Origin of the sequence: Halorhodospira halophila (assembly GCF_016653405.1) — a bacterium.
Lineage (GTDB): Bacteria > Pseudomonadota > Gammaproteobacteria > Nitrococcales > Halorhodospiraceae > Halorhodospira > Halorhodospira halophila_A.
On record NZ_NHSN01000042.1, the window covers coordinates 23,793 to 43,229 of the forward strand.

The following is a 19,437-nucleotide window of genomic DNA, read 5'->3' on the forward strand; positions in this document are numbered from 1 at the left end:
CCCCGGGCAAATCGGGTGGCGGCTCTGGTACCGGCTGTACCGCCCGCGGATCCCAAGCCAGCCGGCGCCGCCCGTGCGCCACGCCCGCGGGCCATGGACACCGCCTTTGCCCCGGGAGCAGAGCCTGCTTGATCCGCAAACGGCGTGCTTCCTGAACCAGCGCGGACGAATCGATGATCCCGGCATCTGGAACGATGCGCGCTACGACAAGCTCTGGCTCTATAACCTGCACTACTTTGATGACCTCAACGCCCGAGGCGCTGACGAGCGCAACGCCTGGCACCGGGAGCTAATCGAGCGTTGGATCGCCGAGAACCCGCCCGGTTACGGGAACGGCTGGGAGCCCTACCCGACATCGCTGCGCATCGTAAACTGGGTGAAGTGGCTCCAGGCCGGCAACACCCCGACCGCGCAAATGCTCGACAGCCTGGCCACCCAGGCTCGGTTGCTGCGCCGCCGCCTTGAGTACCACATCCTCGGCAACCACCTACTCGCCAACGCCAAGGCACTGTGTTTCGCAGGGCTCTTCTTCTCCGGCAGGGAGGCTGAACGCTGGCACCGGAAAGGGCTCGCCATCCTCCGCCGGGAAATCCCCGAGCAGATCCTCCCCGACGGTGGCCACTTCGAGCGCAGCCCGATGTACCACCTGCTGGTGCTCGAGGACCTGCTCGATCTGATCAATCTGCACCGTCGCTATGAGGCTGAAATCCCCCAACAGTGGCACGACGCCGTTACCGCGATGCTCCAGTGGTCGGCCGTCATGCGCCACCCCGATGGCGAGATCCCGTTTTTCAACGATGCGGCCTTTGGGATTGCGCCGCACCCAGCTGAACTCGATCAGTATGCGTCCCGGCTCAACCTAGAATCACCGCGCCCCCCTGCCCAGAAGTGGGACATGTGGCACGGGGCGGCCTCCGGATATGCAAGGCTCTCGAATGAGCACGCGACCGTCTTTACCGATATCGCCCCTGTTGGCCCTGATTACTTACCCGGCCATGCCCACGCCGATACGCTATCTTTCGAGATGTCCCTCGGAGACGAGCGCGTCTTCGTCAATGGCGGAAGCTCGCGCTACGGCCATGGATCGGACCGTGAGCAGCAACGCAGCACGAGGTCACACAATACCGTATTGATTGACGGCGCCGACTCTTCGGAGGTGTGGTCTGGCTTTCGAGTCGCTTGCCGTGCTCGCCCTTTTGACGTGGATACTCGGGAGAGCGGCAACGGCTTGTATGCCGCGGGAGCGCACGATGGCTACCGCCGCCGGCTTGCGGGCCACCCGACCCATCGCCGCACGTGGAATCTTTGCGAAAATCAGCTGACTATTACGGATCTGGTGGAAGGCAGTGGACAGCACACCATTGAGGCCTTCCTGTTACTGGCGCCGGGCCACTCTGCTGAGCCAGATCGTTCAGACCACAACCTGCGCATCCAAACACCCCGAAGGCAACAGCTACGCCTAGCGATTCAGGCTAGCCACGAGCACACGGTGGAGGTTGAAGAGGCCTACTGGCACCCCCGCTTTGGCGTTCAACAACCGACCCAGCGCCTCCGTCTAGTCACCGAAGCGCGTCTACCCGTCAAGCTTACAACCCGAATCAGTTGGTAACCGTTGAACATCCTACATCTTACATTCTATTTCGATCCCGACCTGTCGGCAGGCTCCTTCCGGAATACCAGCCTGGTCGACGCCCTTTCGCGAAGGCTGGGTGCAGACGACCAGCTTGATGTCGTCACCACGCTGCCCAATCGCTACGCGACATTCTCGCCCGAGGCGCCGGAGCAAGAAAGCCGTGGCAGGGTAACGGTAGAGCGAGTTCACCTGCCCAGTCACCAGAGCGGCATGGCTGACCAGGCACGGTCGTTCGCGCCCTATGCCCGCCGCGTACTTCAGCGATCACGCGAGCGCCACTATGACCTGGTGCTGGCATCCTCATCCCGCTTGATGACGGCGTCGCTAGGCGCCCTCGTCGCCCGCCGCCAGCGGGCCCCTCTTTACTTGGACATCCGGGATATTTTCAGTGACAGCCTTTCGGACGTCCTCAAAGGATCTCCACTGCGGGCGGTTCTTCCGGGGATTAAACTCTTGGAGAAGTGGACCATACGGAACGCGGCTCAAGTGAACCTCGTCTCCCCCGGTTTCCGAGAGCACTTCGAAACACTTGACCCCACCAAGGCCTACCGGCTCCATACCAATGGCGTCGACGAGGCTTTCCTGCAGTGTGATTTCGACCCCCGGTTACCTCGAAAAAACGAACCAGCCCGGATTCTTTACGCGGGGAACCTTGGAGCTGGCCAGGGCCTCCACCACATCATCCCGCGGGCCGCGCAAGAGTTGGGCCCTGACTACGAGTTCCGGGTACTCGGAGATGGTGGACAACGCCAGGAACTCGAGGACCAATGCGCCGGCTCGGACAATGTCACGATCCGACCCCCGGTGCCCCGTGACGAGCTTTTAACCGAGTACGCCAACGCGGATATCCTTTTCCTCCATCTAAACGACCTGCCCGCGTTCCGCAAGGTCCTGCCCTCCAAGCTTTTCGAGTACGCAGCTACTGGCAGACCGATCCTCGCTGGCGTCAGTGGCGAGGCGGAGAAGCTGCTGAACACTGAAGTCGACAATGCCGCCGTGTTCCACCCTTGCGATGTTAATGGTCTAGTTCACGCACTGAACACACTTTCGCTAGAGAAGCGGGAGCGACAGCCTTTCATCCAAGCCTATCGCCGAGATGCGATCATGGATGCCATGGCGCAGGACATCCTGGCGCTTGCCCAAGACGGCTGAACCCCGGTCTGCTACTCATCCAGTCAACTCCCTCGTGGACACGAGCCGACACTATTTCTGGGCTTGTTGCAACCACGCCCACAACCACACCACCCCGCTCACCAGCCCCTCCCAGGGCGTGCGCAGGTCGCCGTCCACGGTGACACGATAGCGGACATTGCGGACTTCGCGGGCGACCTCGGTGATCGCGGGCTCGCCCCGCCCGGGCTTGCCGACCGCCTCCTTCACGGTCTCGCGTGCCCGCCCGACCTTGGACGCGGATCCCTGCGCCGAGATCTCCAGCGTGACGGACCAGTACTTGGGTGGCACACGGAAGAGCTGGAGCACCCGCACCATCCGTCTCAGGTCGCGCTGGTAGGTGGTCACGAGGCCGATCGCCTCCATCCCACCGAGCAGGCGTTCCAGGGACGACGCCCTCAGGCGATCCAGGTCGGCGGGCCTCATCAGCTCCGTCAGGTCCCACCGCCAGCGGTGGAGCGCGACCTCGTAAGGGGGCCACGCCATGCGGTGCACCTGAGGGAAGCGTGCCTGCACCGCATCGAGCGTCGCTTGCAGCGCATCGGTGTCTGATTCGGCATCGCCCTGTCGCGCCGCCTCCAGCTGCCAAAGGAACTCGAGGAACGGCGTACCTTCGAGCGGCTCCGGGTTGCCCCCTTCAGCCCCTGGGACCTTTGCCCGGCGCCCTGCCCTCAGCGCTGAAGCCGGCAACCGCCTTGCCCGCCTGACCCAGAGGCGCTCCGCCTCGATCGTGACCTGGGTATCCTGGCGAGCCTCGGGGTCTACACCGATAACCGTTGGTCCACGGGCGGGTGCATGGCCCTTCGTCGCCACGCCCTCGATCTGACGGTAGCTATCACTATGGCCGCCTAAGACGGGTACCAGCGCGGTCTTGGGCAGGTGGTAGCGCATATTCAGCGCCTCGAAGAAGGCCAACATCTCCGGCACGTGGATGTAGGATCTCAGCGTGGCCTGCGGCGAGCCGTGGCCCAGGCGCTGCGCGAGGTGGAACAGCAGATTGCGCTGCAGCTCGCCGCGATGCCGGCCCCCGTAGACATCCGGCCAGTGGGCGCGAATCGCATCTTGCTTATACCTTGGATGATGGAACCACCGCCGCCGGATCGTCTCAGGTACCAGGCCGGCAGCGATCAGCAGTTGCCAGAGGTTGAGCTGCGCCGCGCTGTGACGCAGCGTATGGAGGCTGAGGCTGGTGTCGCCGGTCACCGCATGGAGCCCCCGGACAATCAGCGCGCGGGCACGGCTTCGCTCATCGGGATGGAACAACGGCGGCGAGGCCTTCGACCCCGGCTTCTCACCGCTGGCAGCCATGCTCTCCTGCACCAGCCGCGCCCGCTGGTAGAGCGTCTCCCGGCTGCTGCGCGGCAACGCGGCAATCGGCACCCAGCGACGCGCGTACCGCGTTTTCAGCTGTCGCCCCGGGCGGGGCGTGAGCAGCAGGTGCCCCTCCCCCTCGTGCCAGAGCACCTCGCCGAGCCACAGTTCGGTGGCCTCGCGTTCGCGGAGCCCGAGGAGCAGCATCAGATCGAGCATCAGGCGATAGACCCCGGTGGGATCGCGCGGGGCCAGCCACGCATGCAACGCTTCCCAGGTCGGCATATTGATCGCGGCTGCACGCACGCCGGGGGAGCGGTCGTAGCGCTCGGGCCGGAGCGCACGGGGGTCCACCGGCAGTTCGTCATTGACCACCAGCCATCGCAGCCAACGATGCCCGATCCGCTGATCCTGCTCCGGCAGGGCGTCCAGGACGCGCTCCAGGCGCTGATGCAGTGCCTCGGCCGACAGCTCGGCGGGGTCTTCCCAGCCAAACTCCGCGCGCAGCCGCCGACTCAGCCCCACGCCGTAGCGTCGCAGCGTTGACGCCGCGTACACCCCTTCCTGATTGGGACCGTGCAAGAACAGAGTGAGCAGGAACCGTACCACCAGAGCATCCACCGGGGTCACCGGCTCCGTCTCCAGCCACTGAACCAGACGGCGGACCGCTTGCGCTCGTTTCCTCTGCGCCCGCCGGCGGCCATGCTGCTGCTCGAAGGCATCGAAGTCGTCCGCCAACGCCGTCAGCGTGCGGCGGCTCTGCTGCGCATCCCCGCAGGTCGCCATGCTCGGGGTTTCAGCGATCTGCGCCGGTCGAAAGTCTGCGCCGGCCACCAGCGGATCGAGGAGTTCAGCGTCCCCACCTTCCACCGATCCTTCCCAATAAAGCCTGCGCGAACGCGCATCCAGCGGGGTCATCGAACGTTGGCCACGCCAGTAGTACACCACCAGGTCGCTGTGATGCCGCCGCGCCAGGTCCCGCCAGTGTTTTGTGATCACCTTCTGCGACACCTTTTTCCGTAACCCGAGCCACACCCACGCGGCGTGCAACCAGCCCTGCGGCTGCGCGCGCGGCGGGTCGAGTGTCTGAATCCGGTCCAGACCAAGCGCCAGGGTGAGGCCACCGAGCAGGACGCAATGGCTGTCGAACTCGATGCGCCCACCCTCGCGATCGGCAACCCACTCGGATTCTCGCGCTTGAACCAGGCGCTCCAGCCACTTGGGCTGGCTGATGCCCAGCTCCAGGGCCAGAAGCCACCCCCAGGCACCCGCTAGCACCCTCGGATCTTCAACGGCGTACAGATCGCCGAAGTGCTTCAGCAACAACCGCTCGATGGCCGAGATCTGGGCCACCGTCTCCACCTCCCGGTCCAGCGGGCTGCGCGGCGGCGGGAGGATGTGGTCCTCGACACGCTGGCTGCGCGGCCATCCCCAGTGACGCCGCAACTCCACCTCGGCGAGCTGGAGCAGGCGATCGGTCTGCCGGATGGCGGCCTCGGTACCAACCGTCTTGCCCAGCGTGTGATGGAGCGCGCGCCGCAACCGCTCCCAGGCGCCATTCACATCCGATTTGCTGCCAGCGCCGGGCACCGCCCCGGTTCGAAACGGGCGCAGCTCGCCGTCATTGGCAATGACCGCCTCGAAGGCCTTGATCGCCTCCTCGGAGGGATCCGCCATCGTCTGTGCCCGCGCCTGCCGCCGCAGCCGCTCCGGCCACTCGATCCTGTGCTCATCACTCATTGACCAGACCTCCCAGCGGGGCATCGGCCCCCACCCTGCCGAGGAGCTGCTCCGCATACCCAGCGAGCGCCTCGGCGATACCCGAACTCCTGGAAAAGCTATAGGGCCCGATCGGCTGCTGGCCCTCGCCGAAGTGATTCAGCCAAGCTCGTGCAATCTCCTCGGGGATGCCGGCATCCGCGCACCAACTGGCCACGAAGTGCCGCATGGCGTTGGCCGGCCAGGGGTAACCCCAGATGGCCAGCGCTCGCTCGATCCACGCCGGCCGGACCGGCTGCCATTCCGTCGCCTGCGGCGGATCCTCCGGCGCGACGACGGTGTTCAAGCCATCGCGCAGCTTCCCGGGACACGCAGGCAGACCCAATTGCGCGGCATGCCGGTCGAGCATCTGGTCGTACGCCTCCAGCGATTGCACCACCACCCGTGGCAGGCCCAGGATGCGAGCCTCGCCCGGACCGTGGCCGCTCTTGTCAGCAATCAGCGCCAGCGGATGAAAGTCGCTTCGCCCATAGCGCCGTGGAGCCGGATGCACGACGCCGCGGGCCGCGGTGCTCAGCGCCACCTGCAGCCAAACGTACAGCGCCGCGTCCCGTAGCAAACGCTTGCCGGCCAGGTTGGCATCTTCGCTGGAACCACGAGGCCGCCCCAAGGTGCGCGCATCCCGCCGGAGCGCTTTCTGGAGCCCCGTCGCAAACGCGCGGAGCTCGTCCATCCCCGGGGCGTGCTCGGAACCGATGGCGGCCTGGCCCGCGCCCGGCTGGATCAGCGGCAAAGCGCCCTGCCCCGCATCCTGCCAGCCAATCCACGCCATCCACGCCTCGGTCAGATCATGAAACGCCTGGGCGAGGCCAGACCGGCGCGTTCCGCCATCGGCGAGAGCCGGTCCGCGAGACGATTCGCCATCCGGGCTTGAGCAACCCTGGCGCCGTAACTGCGATGCCGCCGGGAGGCCGGCGTCTCCGCCTCGGTGTAGCCGGAGAGGTCGGCGTACCACCGGGATGAGGCCTCCGCGGCTTCATCATCCTCCTCAGTCGATACCAGATCCCCGGTCGCGACACCCTCCTCGGGCGCAAACCGCCCCCGTTGCGATTCTTGATGAGCCCGCTGGAGGTGCTCATGAAGATGACCGGCACGCGACCGCGGCCCCGAGTGGCCCATGCGGGTCCTTGGCGGGTAAGCGAGGAAGAATCCCAGACTCTTCAAGCGCTCTTCGAACGCCTGCGGCACGCCCCCATCCTCGGCGATTCGCAGCAGCTCCTGGCCGACATCCTCGGAGCTGCCGCCGCGGGCAGCGTGCCGTAACGCATCCACGACCTCTTGGTTCTTAGCGAGCTCCGGGGCGGCCGAGTACCGCCACTCCTTCACCACCTGATAGCGCCGCTGCCCCTTGACAGACCCTCGGAAGACCCGAAACCGCCACCAAACGTGCGCCAGCGCTAGGTAATCCGGATCCCAGATATGCGCCGGGTTCTCCAGAAGCGCGGCGTAGACCGGCGCGCTCCGGTAAATTCCGTGAGCCCGCGGACTCTCGCATGCCGGATCCGGCGGCTCGCGGCGGTGCACCGCTTGCAGCAGTTTGAGCGACGTGCGAGCCGCCTGGAGCCACGCCTGCGCGGTTGCTCGCTCCACGGCCTCGGGTACCGTTACCTCGATGGCACCGACCAGACGTTCGAGCCGGTCAACAACACCCTCGCTCCACAGTCCGCGGCCGTCCTCGGGCAACGGAAGCTGCCGGGCGAACGTCTCCCAGCTGCGCTGATCCGACGGCGCCGCCTCGGTACCGGGTATGGCCGCGAGCACAGGGGAGAGAGCATCGCCCACTGCGCCCATCGGATCAGCTTCAGGATGCGGCTCATCCACGTAATCCGGATTCATCGCGCCATTCCTTACGAATTTTGCTCTTCGCGAGGGCACCCGGCGCGAACCCAAAACCGCGCTCAAGTGCCCGAATTCCATGTGGCTCCTGTTTACTACGCAGAGGCTCCGCCAGGCTGTGCGCCGGGTACCGGGGCGCCGCGGCAACTAGTAGCTCCGACGAGGTCTCGTAAATCGTTTCCATGGCGGTCTTCGTGATCCCACCCACGACCAGGCAACACAGGGCTTCATCGCTGAATCCAGCCTTGCGCAGCGCCGCGATTTTTACCCAGTCGCTTTCCTGTAAAACGTAATAGCGATCTCTGTATCGAGCGACCGGGATCGGAACACGCAGAAGCATTCCGATGTTCTTAGGAACCCACTCACGCGCATCGATGGGGCATAAACGCCGATTCGGCTCGACAGGGCAATAGATTTTCCGGATCGGAACTTCCTGGACATCATGAATTTCAAGGCGCGCAGTTTTCATATCAGCAACTCCTTCAAGCCAGATGACGAGAGTTGCCTGCACGGTATCGCTCCCCCGGTGGCGGGACTGCGGCCAATCACCCCTTTTTTGGCCTGATTGGTGACATGGCCTGGTCCGACCGCGTCTTCCCGCCCGACAGCGCCGATTCGGCGACATGCTCCAGAGCACCGAGGCGAGCGTGGTACGCTGAACCTCCAGACTGGTCGGCGGCGGCCGACATCGAGGCGCTGATCCAGCACGTCCCCGGCGGACTGGAGACCTACCGGCCTCAGATGCGCTACCTCACCCTCGATGAGAAGGCGCTGCTCGAGCAGGACAGCCCCGCGGAGCTGCGCAACCTGGTCCATGCCCTATTCCGGCTTGAGCACAGCCGGGACCCGCTCGATTCCAACTGGATGGCAGAAACACCCGATGAGCCAGCAGACCCCCGACTACGACCAGGACTTCAAGAACCTGATCGTCGACTACCCCCGTGAGGCGATCGCCTTTTTCGCCAGCCAGGAGGCGGTACGCCTCGATGAATCCGTGCGCGTGCTCCCCATCCGTCAGGAACAGCTCAAGGAGCGGCTGCGTCACCACTACCGGGCCCTCGACACCCCACTGCACATCGAATGGTCCAACGGCGAGCGCGAGGTACTAGCCTTCGCCTTCGAGGAGGAGACCCGGGCCGAGCGCTTCGACATCCACCGGTTGATCCATTACTGCACCGACCTCTCGCAGATGCTCGGCACAACACGGATCGTGCCGGTGGTCATCTTCCTCTCCGCGCGTCCGGTGCCCACACGGCTTGAGCTTGCCGGGGATCAGCACACGTACCTGAGCTTCCAGTACCTTTACTGGCAGGCCGGAGCCGAGTCGTACCGGCAACATCTGGACAGCAGCAACATCGTCGCCCGCCTGTGCCTGCCGTTGATGCACTGGGAAGGCACCGACGAGAAGCTCGAAGCCCGCGCCAGTGCACTGCAGGGGCTTGAGACCCTGGAGCCGGACCCGAACAAGCGGCTCAAGTATGCGGATTTCGTCGACAACTACGCACAGCTCGATGACAATGAACAGAAACTGTTCAGGCAGCGTTACCCCGAGGAGGAAGCCATCATGACCGGCATCGTAAGCCGCTCAAGGCAGGAGGGTCGACAAGAAGGTCGGCAAGAGGGTCGGCAGGAGGGTCGGCAAGAGGGCCGACTGGAGGGCCGACTGGAGGGCGAGGCCAAGATGCTCGCACGGATGCTGGAGAGGCGGTTCGGCCCCCTGAACGATCAGCAACTCGAACGTATCCGCTCTGCCGACGAGCAGACCCTGTGGGCCTGGTCCGACCGCGTCTTCCAGGCCGACAGCGCCGATGAGGTCTTGGACAGCCAGAGCTAGAGCTCGACCCATCAGCAGATCGCGGAGAGCTTCTTTCTTACTCTCTGCGTGGTGTCGGTAGTACTGCGAGGTCTAGAGGCAGGGCCAAACGAAGGCGATGAGTGCAAAGACATCAACTTGACAAGTTATCATTCTCGCAGCAGTTTTATAGAGGATCCCACTGTGAGGCCGTCGCCATGCGCACCGTCCAAGTCGGGGAGATGAAGGCCCACTTCTCGGAGATCCTCGAGCGGATCCGCACCGAGGGAGAAGAGTTCGTGTTGGAATTCGGCCGCGGACACGAGAAGGTGGCCGTCCTCGTGCCCTACGAGAAATATCGCCAGCAGCAAAGCACCGCCCTCAAGCCGGGGCTGTTGCAGGAGCGGGCCTCCTTCGCGTTCCACGAGGACAGTGCCTTGAGCGATGAGGACATGATTGGCGGGCCATGAGGTGCCTCGCGGATACCCACATCCTGCTCTGGTTCCTCATGGCGCCAAAGCGCATCCCGCCTCGCATCATGGCTGCCATCGAAGAAGCCGAGGCCGTGTACGTCTCAGGCGTGACCTTTTGGGAGATCTCGCTGAAGTTCTCCCTTGGGAAGCTCACGCTCGAGGGCGTGACACCGGACGAGTTGCCGGACTACGCCGAGCGGGCGGGCCTACGCATCCGCGAGACGTCGACAGGGTTGTTCGCCACCTTCCATCGCCTCCCCCAGATCGGCCACCGCGACCCATTCGACCGGCTGCTCATCCACTGCGCCATCCAAGAGCACCTCACCCTGCTCTCCGCCGACAGCGCCTTTGCCGACTACCGGCCCTACGGGCTGAAGCTCATCGACGACTGACCACCAACGTCTTGGATGAGGTCCGGCAGCGCCACGACGATTCGGCACTCGCGCACCCGCAAACCGAGGAGCAGCATCAGATCGAGCATCAGGCGATAGACCCCGGTGGGATCGCGGGGACAGCCACGCATGGAACGCTCCCCAGGCCGGCATGCCGATATCAGCCCCGCCGATCTTGACCATATAACCGAGATACGGCACCGTACACCAACATTCGCCCTAAGCGAGTACGCCCGCTCACCCATCCCGAGCGTGTGCCGAAAGCTTGGGGCTATCTTGTTTTTTGGGAGTGGGCATGAGGGTACGCCGCATCGCCATCCTCATCGATGGTGCCTTCTTCCTCAAGCGGCTGCCCAAGCTCGTGGAGCCGCGCTTCTGCGACACGCCGGCCGCCACCGCCGATAGTGCCCGCCACCTTTGCAAGCGCCATGTCCAGCGCCTTACGAACCTGGAGGGCGGCAGCGCCGACGGCGTCTGGCTCGATCACGTCTATCGGCTCTTCTACTACGACGCCCGCCCGTTCCAGGGTGTGTCCCATCATCCTGTCCTCAATTATCGCGTTGAATTCGCCAAGAGCGAGGTAGCCACCTTCCGCAGCGAGCTGTTCGCCGAATTGCGCCGCAAGCGCAAATTCGCCCTGCGCCTTGGGCACACCCACAAAGAAGGCGAGTGGCAAATCGCTGCCAACCTGACCAAGAAGCTGCTCAAGACGCGGAACTGGCTGGACCGCATGGAGCAAGTCTTACTCCATGGTCAGGCGCCGCCTAACCTGACCGCTAAAGAAGAGCAGGAACTAGTCAAATTGATCAGCGCTTGGCGGGAGCTGCGGCACGGCGACGTCCGCCTTGGTCTGCGCCAGAAGGGCGTGGATATGCGCATCGGCCTGGATATCGCCAGCATCACCCTCAAAGAGCAGGCAGATACCATCGTCTTAGTGACCGGCGACAGTGACTTCGTGCCCGCCGCCAAGCTCGCCCGGCGGGAAGGTATCGAGCTTCTCCTTGATCCTCTTCGGCAGGAGGTCAGCGATGACCTTCATGAGCACGTGGACGGGATCGTTGGCGTCTTTCCCGACCCGAATACCTATTCCAACCCGAACGAACCCGAAACCTGAAACTCGCCAGAACCCCCAAGTAGCTTCCGCAGGAGATGCTCTCGATCATCGCCACGCTCTGCCGCTGGCTCGATCACCCCGAGCAGCGGCGGCTGCGTCGCGAGTTCGCCCTCTGGGTGCAGCGCGTGCTGCTGCGCCGCAAGCCGTTCGCCGAGCGATCTATACTGCAAGGCGAAGAGATCCAGGATCTGGAGGAGGTACAACAAATGCTCGCCGAGCGCATGAACGAGTGGGAGAAGGAGTGGGAGCAGAGAGGCCTGAAGAAAGGTCGGCAAGAGGGCCGGCAGGAGGGTCGGCTGGAAGGCGAAGCTCACATGCTCGCACGGATGCTGGAGAGGCGGTTCGGCCCGCTGAACGATCAGCAACTCGAACGTATCCGCTCTGCCGACGAGCAGACCCTGTGGGCCTGGTCCGACCGCGTCTTCCATGCCGACAGCATCGATGAGGTCTTGGACAGCCAGAGCTGACGCTCGATCCATCAGCAGATCGCGGAGAGCTTCCTTCTTACTCTCTGTCTGCGACACTTGCGGACCGGAGCAAACGACTGCCGAGCAGGCACGGCGCAACAAGCGGGATACCCAGGAGGACGCGCGGCGGTTCGTCGAGTCGAGTGGTATCGGTGGTACTACGGGGTCTCGGCGAGGCAGGCGGTGAGGCGTCGAGGTGGGTCGCCGGAGTACGAGCGCCAGCGGAACGCTCAGTACGGCTCGAAAGAAGAGCGGCGTGACGAGCTGGAGTGGCTGCGACGCTCACCAGTCGGGGGCGATGGTTACCTCATATCTGGCTGGAGAATTAAAGCTGGTAGCACAGGGAAGTGGTCATGGCGCTGGCTCACGATTTGCTCTCGCAGGCCCGACAGCTTCCTTATCGAGAACCGAAAAGGCCGAAGCAGGCGAGTCTGAGGCGGTCGGTTTTTACCTCGATTCCGCCTGGATTCGTTCCGCCGTCTATAGCATTCTGCTGAACGCACTCAGCCGGCCGGATCTGGGGATCGCTGACACCACTCAGCTGCCCGACTCAGGAAGAACTCGCTTTCCGGGCGACCGGTGTCACGACTCGGCCTCGGGCGCTGCTGAGCACACTCAGCCGCCCGACGCAGATCGCTTCCGCCTGCGCCTTGCCTCTTGTTACGACGAGCTGTACCAACGAGGCCGGAGGCGCCCGTATCTTATTGTTTCACGATGCTTTTCCTATGCGGGGAGCGTGTAGCGGATAGCGCGGACTTATTCGCGGCCAGACGGCGTCCTTGCCATCCTCGTCGTTCACGGCGAGAGGACGTCAAGAAAATGATGCGTAAGGAGTGGCGCGACTTGATGCTGTTAAGCAAACCTAGCAAACTATTTGCAAGGTATGCGCATTGTGAGCAAGTAAACGGTGACTGCTTCTTCGTTCCTGGCGACACATCGGGTCTTCACTGCGGACGAGTTCGGATCCACGCTTAACCTGGCTCCGAGCAGCCGTGACTCTTTGCTCGGATACTACCGGCAGCGAGGCCGCATCCTGCCGGTTCGTCGTGGCCTCTACTGGGTGGTGCGAGCCGGGGAGACGCCCGAGAACTGTACCGTCGACCCATTCCTCGTTGCTGCAAAGATGACGGACGACGCGGTTCTTGCGTACCACACGGCACTGGAGTTCCACGGCCGTGCCTATTCCGGTTTTTCCGAGCTTCAATACCAAACGGCTCGAGCAGCGCGCACGACCACCTTTCGGGGCTGGCGGTTCCGGGCCGTGCGGTTTCCGAAGGTGCTGCAGCAGAGCGGAGACCTGTTCTTTGGAGTGGAGGAGCATGATCGGAGCGGGCAGAGCGTACGGGTAACCGGATTGGAGCGCACACTGGTTGACGTGCTGGACCGCCCCGAACTATGCGGCGGCTGGGAAGAACTCTGGCGCTCGGTGGAGATGGTTGAATTCTTCGACCTGGACCAAGTGGTGGAGTATGCACTGCTTCTCGGTAACGCCACGACGGTGGGCAAGGTGGGTTGGTTTCTTGATCTGCATCGAGAGAGCTTGATGGTCCAGGAGGAGCACCTACGGATCTTGCGGGAGAAGCGGCCGCGGCAACCGCGGTATGTCAGCCGCCGGGACTGCGGGCGGACCCGGTTCATCGCCGAATGGAATCTTGTCGTCCCGCAGGCCTTGGCCGAGCAGCGCTGGAGCGAGGTGGCATGAGTCTGAGATTTTCTGGACAGAATTCTGGACCACGGTGAGATTCGCGCCGAGGTGCTCGATCTGGATCCGCGGCTCACGGCTCTTGTGCAGAGCTACCCGGCATTGCTCTGGAAGACCCACAACGCGCGTGGGAATGTGTCCTGACGCCGTAACCGGACACAGGGGGCGGTGTCGTCTGCCGGTCACCCGGGGGCGGTGGGCCGCCTCTTGGCGCGCCATGTGGGGCTTATTGGAGAACGTGCGAGCGAAGCGCCGCGCAGCCCGCAAGTGCGTAGCATTTGACCACCGACAGGGATGTGCTGCATCCGACCGCCGAGTAGGCTCTGAACGGTGGACTCTGAACGTGCCCCTAACCGCGTTGTACGCGGTGTTGTACGCGCCATGGTTTGTGCTGATTGTAAGTGGCACTTACGAGGAGTTAGCGATCCGTGGCGCCCATGCCCTCGCCGTAGGCAGCCTTCCAGACCTCCATAAGGATCCCTTTGACCGCATGCTGATCGCGCAGGCTGATGTCGAGGGCTATACGCTGCTGACCAGCGATCATCAGCTCGCGCAGTATCCGGGGCCTATCCGTACCGTCTAGATAGAGCCAGGCCTCGGCGAGTTCGAACCCAACCCGAACAAGCGGCTCAAGTAGGCGGACTTCGTGGCCAGCGACGCTCAGCCCGATGAGAATGAACAGAAACTGGTCAAGCAGCGCTACCCCGAGGAGGAAGCCATCATGACCGGCATCGTAAGCCTCTCAAGGCAGGAGGGTCGGCAAGAGCGTCGGCAAGAGGGTCGACTGGAAGGCGAGGCCAAGATGCTCGCACGAATGCTGGAAAGGCGGTTCGGCCCGCTCAACAATCAGCAACTCGAACGTATCCGCTCTGCCGACGAGGACACCCTGTGGGCCTGGTCTGACCGCGTCTTCCAGGCCGACAGCGCCGATGAGGTCTTGGACAGCCAGAGCTGACCCCACCTCGCGCAGGGCCCCTCCTCGAGGCGATATCACGTGGGCGACATGCTCCAGAGCCCCGAGGCGAGCGTGGTACGCTGACCCTCCGGACTGGTCGGCGGCGGCCGACATCGAGGCACTGATCCAGCACGTCCCCGGCGGGCTGGAGACCTACCGGCCGCAGATGCGCTACCTCACCCTCGATGAGAAGGCGCTGCTCGAGCAGGACAGCTCCGCGGAACTGCACAACCTGGTCCATGCCCTGTTCCGGCTCGAGCACAGCCGGGACCCGCTCGATTCCCACTGGATGGCAGAAACACCCGATGAGCCAGCAGACCCCCGACTACGACCAGGACTTCAAGAACCTCATCGTCGACTACCCCCGTGAGGCGATCGCCTTTTTCGCCAGCCAGGAGGCGGTACGCCTCGATGAATCCGTGCGCGTGCTCCCCATCCGTCAGGAACAGCTCAAGGAGCGGCTGCGTCACCACTACCGAGCCCTCGACACCCCACTGCACATCGAATGGTCGAACGGCGAGCGCGAGGTAACAGCAGCAACATCGTCGCCCGCCTGTGCCTGCCGTTGATGCACTGGGAAGGCACCGACGAGAAGCTCGAAGCCCGCGCCAGCGCACTCCAGGGGCTCGAGACCCTGGAGCCGGACCCGAACAGACGGCTCAAGTATGCGGATTTCGTCGACAACTACGCGCAGCTCGATGAAAATGAACAGGAACTGTTCAGGCAGCGCTACCCCGAGGAGGAAGCCATCATGACCGGCATCGTAAGCCGCTCAAGGCAGGAGGGTCGGCAAGAGGGCAGACTGGAGGGCGAGGCCAAGATGCTCGCACGGATGCTGGAGAGGCGGTTCGGCCCGCTGAACGATCAGCAACTCGAACGTATCCGCTCTGCCGACGAGAACACCCTGTGGGCCTGGTCCGACCGCGTCTTCCAGGCCGACAACGCCGATGAGGTCTTGGACAGCCAGAGCTAGAGCTCGACCCATCAGCAGATCGCGGAGAGCTTCCTCCGTATACTCGGCGAATTGAGCGCCAAGGCCCACTCCGCCAGGGTTGTCGGAACGCGTAGGTACGTCGACTGGGTGCGCTCACTACGCCAACACTCGGAGACGTGGCGACGTTAGAAGGGGGGGGCTGAGGGTAAATAAAGAGGCCTTTGCCGTGGACGTGGGAGAACAGGCAGCCAGAGCAATCAGGCTTGGTGAATGGTATAGTTAGCTGAACAATGCTATCCGAGAGTAGGCTGGAGACAGCACGAGAGGAGCCCCCGTTCTCAATGACGCGTATTGGCTCACGCAGGTAACTCAGGAAGCCCATAATGCATACCCAGAAGACACAAGCCGTGATCGAAAAGCTCAGGCAACTTCCCCCTGAACGCATCCTGGAAGTGGAAAATTTCATTGATTTCTTACGCAGTCGCACTTATGCCGGATGTAGAAAAGAAGAGAAGCTGCAGGATTTCCCGGTAGATCACATCGGCCATTGGCCGGAGTATTTGAGTCTGCGCCGCGAAGATATCTACGGCGACGATGGACGATAACGCCCTTTTCGTCGATACCAATGTGCTGGTCTATGCCAATATCGGCGAAGCGCCGCTACACACGCAGGCACTGGGCAAGCTGAAAATCGCCCGTCAACAGGGACGGGCGCTATGGATAAGCCGGCAAATATTGCGCGAGTTCGCTGCTGTGCGATCACGCCCGCAGCCCTTTGCACACGCTGCAACGCCTGAGATTATCGTGCAGCGATTGCGTTACTTTGAGGAACATTTTGAGGTGGCCGACGATACAGGTGCCGTGGCGGAACACCTTCAGGCGCTCATGACCGATTTTTCTATAGGCGGCAAACAGGTTCATGACGCTAACATAGTCGCAACCATGATGGCCGTCGGCGTCCCCGCTCTACTCACTCATAACGTGACGGATTTCAAGCGGTTCGAAAATTACATCAGCATAGAGTCTATTACATAAAACCACCAGCAGACCCCCGACTACGATCAGGACTTCAAGAGCCTCATCGTCGACTACCCCCGTGAGGCGCCGGTGGTTATCTTCCTCTCCGCACGCCCGGTGCCCACACGGCTTGAGCTTGCCGGGGATCAGCACACGTACCTGAGCTTCCAGTACCTTTACTGGCAGGCCGGAGCCGAGTCGTACCGGCAGCATCTGGCAGGAACTGTTCAAGCAGCGCTACCCCGAGGAGGAAGCCATCATGACCGGCATCGTAAGCCGCTCAAGGCAGGAGGGTCGACAAGAAGGTCGGCAAGAGGGCCGTCGGCAGGCTGCGGCGCAGACGTTGCTCCGTTTGATCGAGCGCAAGTTCGGCCCGGAGGCCAGGGAGGCATCGCGGGCCCGCGTCGAGCGCGTCGCGGTCGGCGAACTGGAGATGTGGCTGGACCGGATTCTCGATGCCGAGTGCGTGGAGGATGTCTTCGGCACGGGGTAGGTGGCAGACAGGCATTATCGCTGGTTGGTGCGCAATTCGTAGGTCCTGACGCCTAGAAAATCGGCCCCTTCGCGAATTGTGGGGGTGTCAACGGCTTTTAGTGGGGTAGCCGTCCGCCGGCGTGACCCTATCGCACAACATCTAGTGCTGCCGCGGCCTGACCTGATGAAGCCGTCACCCACACAGATTTGGATAACGCCCCGAGCGCGGCAGGGTGATCATCCCCGGCGCTCCAGGACCCCGAGCAGCCGCTCCAGGGTCTGCTCGCAACGGTGTCTGCCTGTGGAGGGGAAGGCGCTGGCTCCGGTCGCAAGACTGGAGTGAAACCCCCCCCCCCCCCCGGTGCGGAGATTGGCTCAGCTCTCCTGGAAGACGCCCTCGATCCGTTCGGCGGTGAGGATGTTGGTAGACCAGCGCTTGATCGTCTCTTCATCCGCCTGCTCGATCCGCTGCCGGTAGGGCTCGACAGTTCCCTCACCAAACTTCTGCTCAAGCAGCCATAGGAGCAATCCCGCCTCGCCTTCCAGACGTCCTTCCTGCCGGCCTTCCTGCCGGCCTTTCTGGTGCCCCTTCTGCTCCCACTCCTTTTCCCACTGGTTCATGCGCTCAGCCAGCATCTCTTGTACCTCCTCCAGATCTTGGATCTCTTGCCCTTGAGGCGGCGGTTGCTCGGCGAAGGGCTTGCGGCGCAGCAGCACGCGCTGCACCCAGAGGGCGAACTCGCGGCGCAGCCGGCGCTGCTCCGGCTGGTGCAGCCACTCGCCGAGCGTGCCGATGATCGCGAGCATCTCCTGCGGATCCCGGCTGTGCTCGAGCCGGAACAGGGCGTGGACCAGGTTGCGCAGCTCTAGGGAGTCCTCCTGCTCCAGCAGCGCCTTCTCATCGAGGACCAGGTAGCGCATCTGTGGCCGGTAGGCCTCGAGTCCGCCGGGGACGTACTGGATCAGCTCCTCGATGTCGGCCGCTGCCGACCAGCGCCGCTCGCCGTTGTAGAGCACCACGGGCAGGACAGGCGGCAGCCGGCGCTCGACGGTGAGCTTGCCCTGCGTGATGAGATCCTGATAGAGCAGGCCGACGTAGGTCATCATGCGCACCGCCATGAAGCGGTCGATCCCGCTCTGGAACTCGAGCAGCAGGTAGACGTAGAGCCAGTCCTCGCCCCAGCGCACCCGCCAGATCACGTCGTCGTGCCGGTCGCGATAGTCCTCGGTGGCGTAGGAGCCGTTCTGCTTCTCCAGGGCGGAGAAGTCGAGCTCGCGGACCCAGTCTTCGCGGACGTAGTCGACGAGCAGCTCCCGGATCATCTCCGGCTGGGAGAAGAGCCGCTTGTAGCCGGGGTCGTGCTCTTGCGCCGTCATGGCGGTCTCCGTCCGCTTAGATCGAAAGTACCACGTCCGCCTTTTTCTGGTCATCGGTTTCGTCCGAGGTCCTCGAGCGCGAGCTCGGCATCGAGGCCGAGAAGCGCTACCCGCCCCTGCAGACCGGCGACGTGCCCGACACCCACTTAGCTATCACCGACCTGGCCCGGGACACCGGCTACCGCCCGCAGGTTAGCGTCGAGGAGGGCGTGCGGCGGTTCGTTGCGTGGTATCGGTGGTACTACGGGGTCTAGAGGCAGGGCCAAACGAAGGCGATGAGTGCAAAGACATCAACTTGACAAGTTGTCATTCTCGCAGCAATTTTATAGAGGATCCCACTGTGAGGTCGTCGCCATGCGCACCGTCCAAGTCGGGGAGATGAAGGCGCACCTCTCGGAGATCCTCGAGCGGATCCGCACCGAGGGCGAAGAGTTCGTGCTGGAATTCGGCCGCGGACACGAGAAGGTGGCCGTCCTCGTGCCCTACGAGAAATATCGCCAGCAGCAAAGCACCGCCCTCAAGCCGGGGCTGTTGCAGGAGCGGGCCTCCTTCGCGTTCCACGAGGACAGTGCCTTGAGCGATGAGGACATGATTGGCGGGCCATGAGGTGCCTCGCGGATACCCACATCCTGCTCTGGTTCCTCATGGCGCCGAAGCGCATTCCGCCTCGCATCATGGCTGCCTCGGCCACCGCGACCCATTCGACCGGCTGCTCATCCACTGCGCCATCCAGGAGCACCTCACCCTACTCTCCGCCGACAGCGCCTTTGCCGACTACCGGCCCTACGGGCTGAAGCTCATCGACGATTGACCACCGAGATATCACCGACCTGATCCAGGATACCGACTACCGGCCGCAGGTCCGCGTCGAGGAGGGCGTGTCGCGGCCCGTCGCGTGGCATTGGTGGTACTACGGGATCTAGCAAGGACAATTGCAAGATCTGCACGGTGGACTCGGAACCGTGCGCCTAACCGCGTTGCACGCGCCAAGCTTTGTGCTAATTGTAAGTG

The 19,437-nt window shown here is 63.4% G+C and carries 24 protein-coding genes and 1 pseudogene; 19 read left to right on the top strand and 6 right to left on the bottom strand.

Features of this window, described 5'->3' with window-relative positions:
- Window positions 1–106 precede the first annotated feature (106 nt).
- Window positions 107–1,609 (top strand): heparinase II/III family protein, encoded by a 1,503-nt coding sequence (locus CCR79_RS13075; RefSeq protein WP_242510948.1) that lies wholly within the window; start codon window positions 107–109, stop codon window positions 1,607–1,609.
- Between the two features lie 3 nt (window positions 1,610–1,612).
- The gene (locus CCR79_RS13080; protein ID WP_201173873.1) at window positions 1,613–2,785 is read left to right on the top strand and encodes a glycosyltransferase family 4 protein; all 1,173 of its coding nucleotides are present in this window, start codon (window positions 1,613–1,615) and stop codon (window positions 2,783–2,785) included.
- 51 nt (window positions 2,786–2,836) lie between these two features.
- Here the strand turns inward: CCR79_RS13080 and CCR79_RS13085 are convergent, their stop codons facing one another.
- From CCR79_RS13085 to CCR79_RS13100, 4 genes are read right to left on the bottom strand one after another with little or no spacing between them, the layout of a single operon-like run.
- On the bottom strand, window positions 2,837–5,854 hold the full coding sequence (locus CCR79_RS13085) for a hypothetical protein (protein ID WP_201173875.1): 3,018 nt from the start codon (window positions 5,852–5,854) through the stop codon (window positions 2,837–2,839).
- Complete coding sequence (locus CCR79_RS13090) at window positions 5,847–6,665, bottom strand: hypothetical protein (RefSeq protein WP_201173878.1); 819 nt, start codon at window positions 6,663–6,665, stop codon at window positions 5,847–5,849. The genes CCR79_RS13085 and CCR79_RS13090 overlap by 8 nt, the downstream gene beginning before the upstream one ends.
- Window positions 6,666–6,676: 11 nt before the next feature.
- Window positions 6,677–7,684, bottom strand: a complete 1,008-nt coding sequence (locus tag CCR79_RS13095; protein WP_207190406.1) for a hypothetical protein — start codon at window positions 7,682–7,684, stop codon at window positions 6,677–6,679.
- A gap of 22 nt (window positions 7,685–7,706) precedes the next feature.
- A complete protein-coding gene (locus CCR79_RS13100; protein WP_201173884.1) occupies window positions 7,707–8,240 on the bottom strand; it encodes a hypothetical protein in 534 nt (177 codons plus the stop codon).
- 62 nt (window positions 8,241–8,302) lie between these two features.
- Here CCR79_RS13100 and CCR79_RS13105 point away from each other — a divergent pair, with 62 nt between their 5' ends.
- The 4 genes from CCR79_RS13105 (at window position 8,303) to CCR79_RS13120 (ending at window position 10,386) form a co-directional block, all read left to right on the top strand.
- Entirely contained in the window at window positions 8,303–8,674 is a 372-nt protein-coding gene (locus CCR79_RS13105) for a hypothetical protein (protein WP_201173887.1), read from the top strand.
- Window positions 8,610–9,563: a hypothetical protein gene (locus CCR79_RS13110; protein ID WP_201173889.1), complete on the top strand. Its 954-nt coding sequence runs from the start codon at window positions 8,610–8,612 to the stop codon at window positions 9,561–9,563. Before CCR79_RS13105 ends, CCR79_RS13110 begins: the two co-directional genes overlap by 65 nt.
- 176 nt (window positions 9,564–9,739) lie before the next feature.
- A complete protein-coding gene (locus tag CCR79_RS13115) occupies window positions 9,740–9,991 on the top strand; it encodes a type II toxin-antitoxin system Phd/YefM family antitoxin (protein WP_201173892.1) in 252 nt (83 codons plus the stop codon).
- Window positions 9,988–10,386, top strand: a complete 399-nt coding sequence (locus CCR79_RS13120) for a type II toxin-antitoxin system VapC family toxin (protein ID WP_201173895.1) — start codon at window positions 9,988–9,990, stop codon at window positions 10,384–10,386. The genes CCR79_RS13115 and CCR79_RS13120 overlap by 4 nt, the downstream gene beginning before the upstream one ends.
- On the opposite strand, the gene CCR79_RS13125 is transcribed toward CCR79_RS13120, so the two are convergent.
- Complete coding sequence (locus tag CCR79_RS13125) at window positions 10,359–10,517, bottom strand: hypothetical protein (RefSeq protein ID WP_201173898.1); 159 nt, start codon at window positions 10,515–10,517, stop codon at window positions 10,359–10,361. The two genes, CCR79_RS13120 and CCR79_RS13125, sit on opposite strands and share 28 nt — an antisense overlap.
- 164 nt (window positions 10,518–10,681) lie before the next feature.
- Here CCR79_RS13125 and CCR79_RS13130 point away from each other — a divergent pair, with 164 nt between their 5' ends.
- The 10 genes and pseudogenes from CCR79_RS13130 (at window position 10,682) to CCR79_RS13165 (ending at window position 17,068) form a co-directional block, all read left to right on the top strand.
- Complete coding sequence (locus CCR79_RS13130) at window positions 10,682–11,500, top strand: NYN domain-containing protein (RefSeq protein WP_201173901.1); 819 nt, start codon at window positions 10,682–10,684, stop codon at window positions 11,498–11,500.
- Window positions 11,501–11,535: 35 nt separating this feature from the next.
- Window positions 11,536–11,967 (top strand): DUF4351 domain-containing protein, encoded by a 432-nt coding sequence (locus CCR79_RS13135; RefSeq protein ID WP_201173904.1) that lies wholly within the window; start codon window positions 11,536–11,538, stop codon window positions 11,965–11,967.
- A gap of 1,000 nt (window positions 11,968–12,967) precedes the next feature.
- Window positions 12,968–13,669, top strand: a complete 702-nt coding sequence (locus tag CCR79_RS13140) for a hypothetical protein (RefSeq protein WP_201173907.1) — start codon at window positions 12,968–12,970, stop codon at window positions 13,667–13,669.
- A 409-nt stretch (window positions 13,670–14,078) separates the two neighbouring features.
- Window positions 14,079–14,252, top strand: a pseudogene (locus tag CCR79_RS13755) (type II toxin-antitoxin system VapC family toxin); the annotation flags it as partial.
- A 63-nt stretch (window positions 14,253–14,315) separates the two neighbouring features.
- Window positions 14,316–14,624, top strand: coding sequence for a DUF4351 domain-containing protein (locus tag CCR79_RS13850; protein ID WP_201173910.1), 309 nt, complete (start codon window positions 14,316–14,318; stop codon window positions 14,622–14,624).
- 305 nt (window positions 14,625–14,929) lie between these two features.
- Window positions 14,930–15,193, top strand: a complete 264-nt coding sequence (locus CCR79_RS13930) for a hypothetical protein (protein ID WP_345941504.1) — start codon at window positions 14,930–14,932, stop codon at window positions 15,191–15,193.
- On the top strand, window positions 15,130–15,597 hold the full coding sequence (locus CCR79_RS13150; RefSeq protein WP_338018856.1) for a DUF4351 domain-containing protein: 468 nt from the start codon (window positions 15,130–15,132) through the stop codon (window positions 15,595–15,597). The genes CCR79_RS13930 and CCR79_RS13150 overlap by 64 nt, the downstream gene beginning before the upstream one ends.
- 344 nt (window positions 15,598–15,941) lie before the next feature.
- Window positions 15,942–16,163, top strand: a complete 222-nt coding sequence (locus tag CCR79_RS13155) for a hypothetical protein (RefSeq protein ID WP_096407627.1) — start codon at window positions 15,942–15,944, stop codon at window positions 16,161–16,163.
- The gene (locus CCR79_RS13160) at window positions 16,153–16,593 is read left to right on the top strand and encodes a type II toxin-antitoxin system VapC family toxin (RefSeq protein WP_201173922.1); all 441 of its coding nucleotides are present in this window, start codon (window positions 16,153–16,155) and stop codon (window positions 16,591–16,593) included. The genes CCR79_RS13155 and CCR79_RS13160 overlap by 11 nt, the downstream gene beginning before the upstream one ends.
- 241 nt (window positions 16,594–16,834) lie before the next feature.
- Window positions 16,835–17,068: a DUF4351 domain-containing protein gene (locus tag CCR79_RS13165; protein WP_201173923.1), complete on the top strand. Its 234-nt coding sequence runs from the start codon at window positions 16,835–16,837 to the stop codon at window positions 17,066–17,068.
- A 356-nt stretch (window positions 17,069–17,424) separates the two neighbouring features.
- Here CCR79_RS13165 and CCR79_RS13170 read toward each other — a convergent pair whose 3' ends face one another.
- Window positions 17,425–18,426: an Rpn family recombination-promoting nuclease/putative transposase gene (locus CCR79_RS13170; protein WP_201173924.1), complete on the bottom strand. Its 1,002-nt coding sequence runs from the start codon at window positions 18,424–18,426 to the stop codon at window positions 17,425–17,427.
- A gap of 131 nt (window positions 18,427–18,557) precedes the next feature.
- Between CCR79_RS13170 and CCR79_RS13765 the strand changes: the two genes are divergently transcribed.
- The 3 genes from CCR79_RS13765 to CCR79_RS13180 all read left to right on the top strand — a co-directional run bounded on the left by CCR79_RS13765 (window position 18,558) and on the right by CCR79_RS13180 (window position 19,237).
- Window positions 18,558–18,680, top strand: a complete 123-nt coding sequence (locus tag CCR79_RS13765) for a hypothetical protein (RefSeq protein WP_370645267.1) — start codon at window positions 18,558–18,560, stop codon at window positions 18,678–18,680.
- Between the two features lie 100 nt (window positions 18,681–18,780).
- Window positions 18,781–19,032, top strand: coding sequence for a type II toxin-antitoxin system Phd/YefM family antitoxin (locus CCR79_RS13175; protein WP_201173926.1), 252 nt, complete (start codon window positions 18,781–18,783; stop codon window positions 19,030–19,032).
- Entirely contained in the window at window positions 19,019–19,237 is a 219-nt protein-coding gene (locus tag CCR79_RS13180) for a hypothetical protein (protein ID WP_201173928.1), read from the top strand. The genes CCR79_RS13175 and CCR79_RS13180 overlap by 14 nt, the downstream gene beginning before the upstream one ends.
- Window positions 19,238–19,437: the final 200 nt, after the last annotated feature.

Bases quoted from the DNA above. Each gene is read 5' to 3' on its own strand.
- CCR79_RS13085 (WP_201173875.1), bottom strand. From the start codon at position 5,854: ATGAGTGATGAGCACAGGATCGAGTGGCCGGAGCGGCTGCGGCGGCAG.
- CCR79_RS13090 (WP_201173878.1), bottom strand. From the start codon at position 6,665: ATGGCGTGGATTGGCTGGCAGGATGCGGGGCAGGGCGCTTTGCCGCTG.
- CCR79_RS13095 (WP_207190406.1), bottom strand. From the start codon at position 7,684: ATGGGCGCAGTGGGCGATGCTCTCTCCCCTGTGCTCGCGGCCATACCC.
- CCR79_RS13105 (WP_201173887.1), top strand. From the start codon at position 8,303: ATGGCCTGGTCCGACCGCGTCTTCCCGCCCGACAGCGCCGATTCGGCG.
- CCR79_RS13110 (WP_201173889.1), top strand. From the start codon at position 8,610: ATGAGCCAGCAGACCCCCGACTACGACCAGGACTTCAAGAACCTGATC.
- CCR79_RS13115 (WP_201173892.1), top strand. From the start codon at position 9,740: ATGCGCACCGTCCAAGTCGGGGAGATGAAGGCCCACTTCTCGGAGATC.
- CCR79_RS13120 (WP_201173895.1), top strand. From the start codon at position 9,988: ATGAGGTGCCTCGCGGATACCCACATCCTGCTCTGGTTCCTCATGGCG.
- CCR79_RS13125 (WP_201173898.1), bottom strand. From the start codon at position 10,517: ATGCGTGGCTGTCCCCGCGATCCCACCGGGGTCTATCGCCTGATGCTC.
- CCR79_RS13130 (WP_201173901.1), top strand. From the start codon at position 10,682: ATGAGGGTACGCCGCATCGCCATCCTCATCGATGGTGCCTTCTTCCTC.
- CCR79_RS13135 (WP_201173904.1), top strand. From the start codon at position 11,536: ATGCTCTCGATCATCGCCACGCTCTGCCGCTGGCTCGATCACCCCGAG.
- CCR79_RS13930 (WP_345941504.1), top strand. From the start codon at position 14,930: ATGAGCCAGCAGACCCCCGACTACGACCAGGACTTCAAGAACCTCATC.
- CCR79_RS13150 (WP_338018856.1), top strand. From the start codon at position 15,130: ATGGTCGAACGGCGAGCGCGAGGTAACAGCAGCAACATCGTCGCCCGC.
- CCR79_RS13155 (WP_096407627.1), top strand. From the start codon at position 15,942: ATGCATACCCAGAAGACACAAGCCGTGATCGAAAAGCTCAGGCAACTT.
- CCR79_RS13160 (WP_201173922.1), top strand. From the start codon at position 16,153: ATGGACGATAACGCCCTTTTCGTCGATACCAATGTGCTGGTCTATGCC.
- CCR79_RS13165 (WP_201173923.1), top strand. From the start codon at position 16,835: ATGACCGGCATCGTAAGCCGCTCAAGGCAGGAGGGTCGACAAGAAGGT.
- CCR79_RS13170 (WP_201173924.1), bottom strand. From the start codon at position 18,426: ATGACGGCGCAAGAGCACGACCCCGGCTACAAGCGGCTCTTCTCCCAG.
- CCR79_RS13175 (WP_201173926.1), top strand. From the start codon at position 18,781: ATGCGCACCGTCCAAGTCGGGGAGATGAAGGCGCACCTCTCGGAGATC.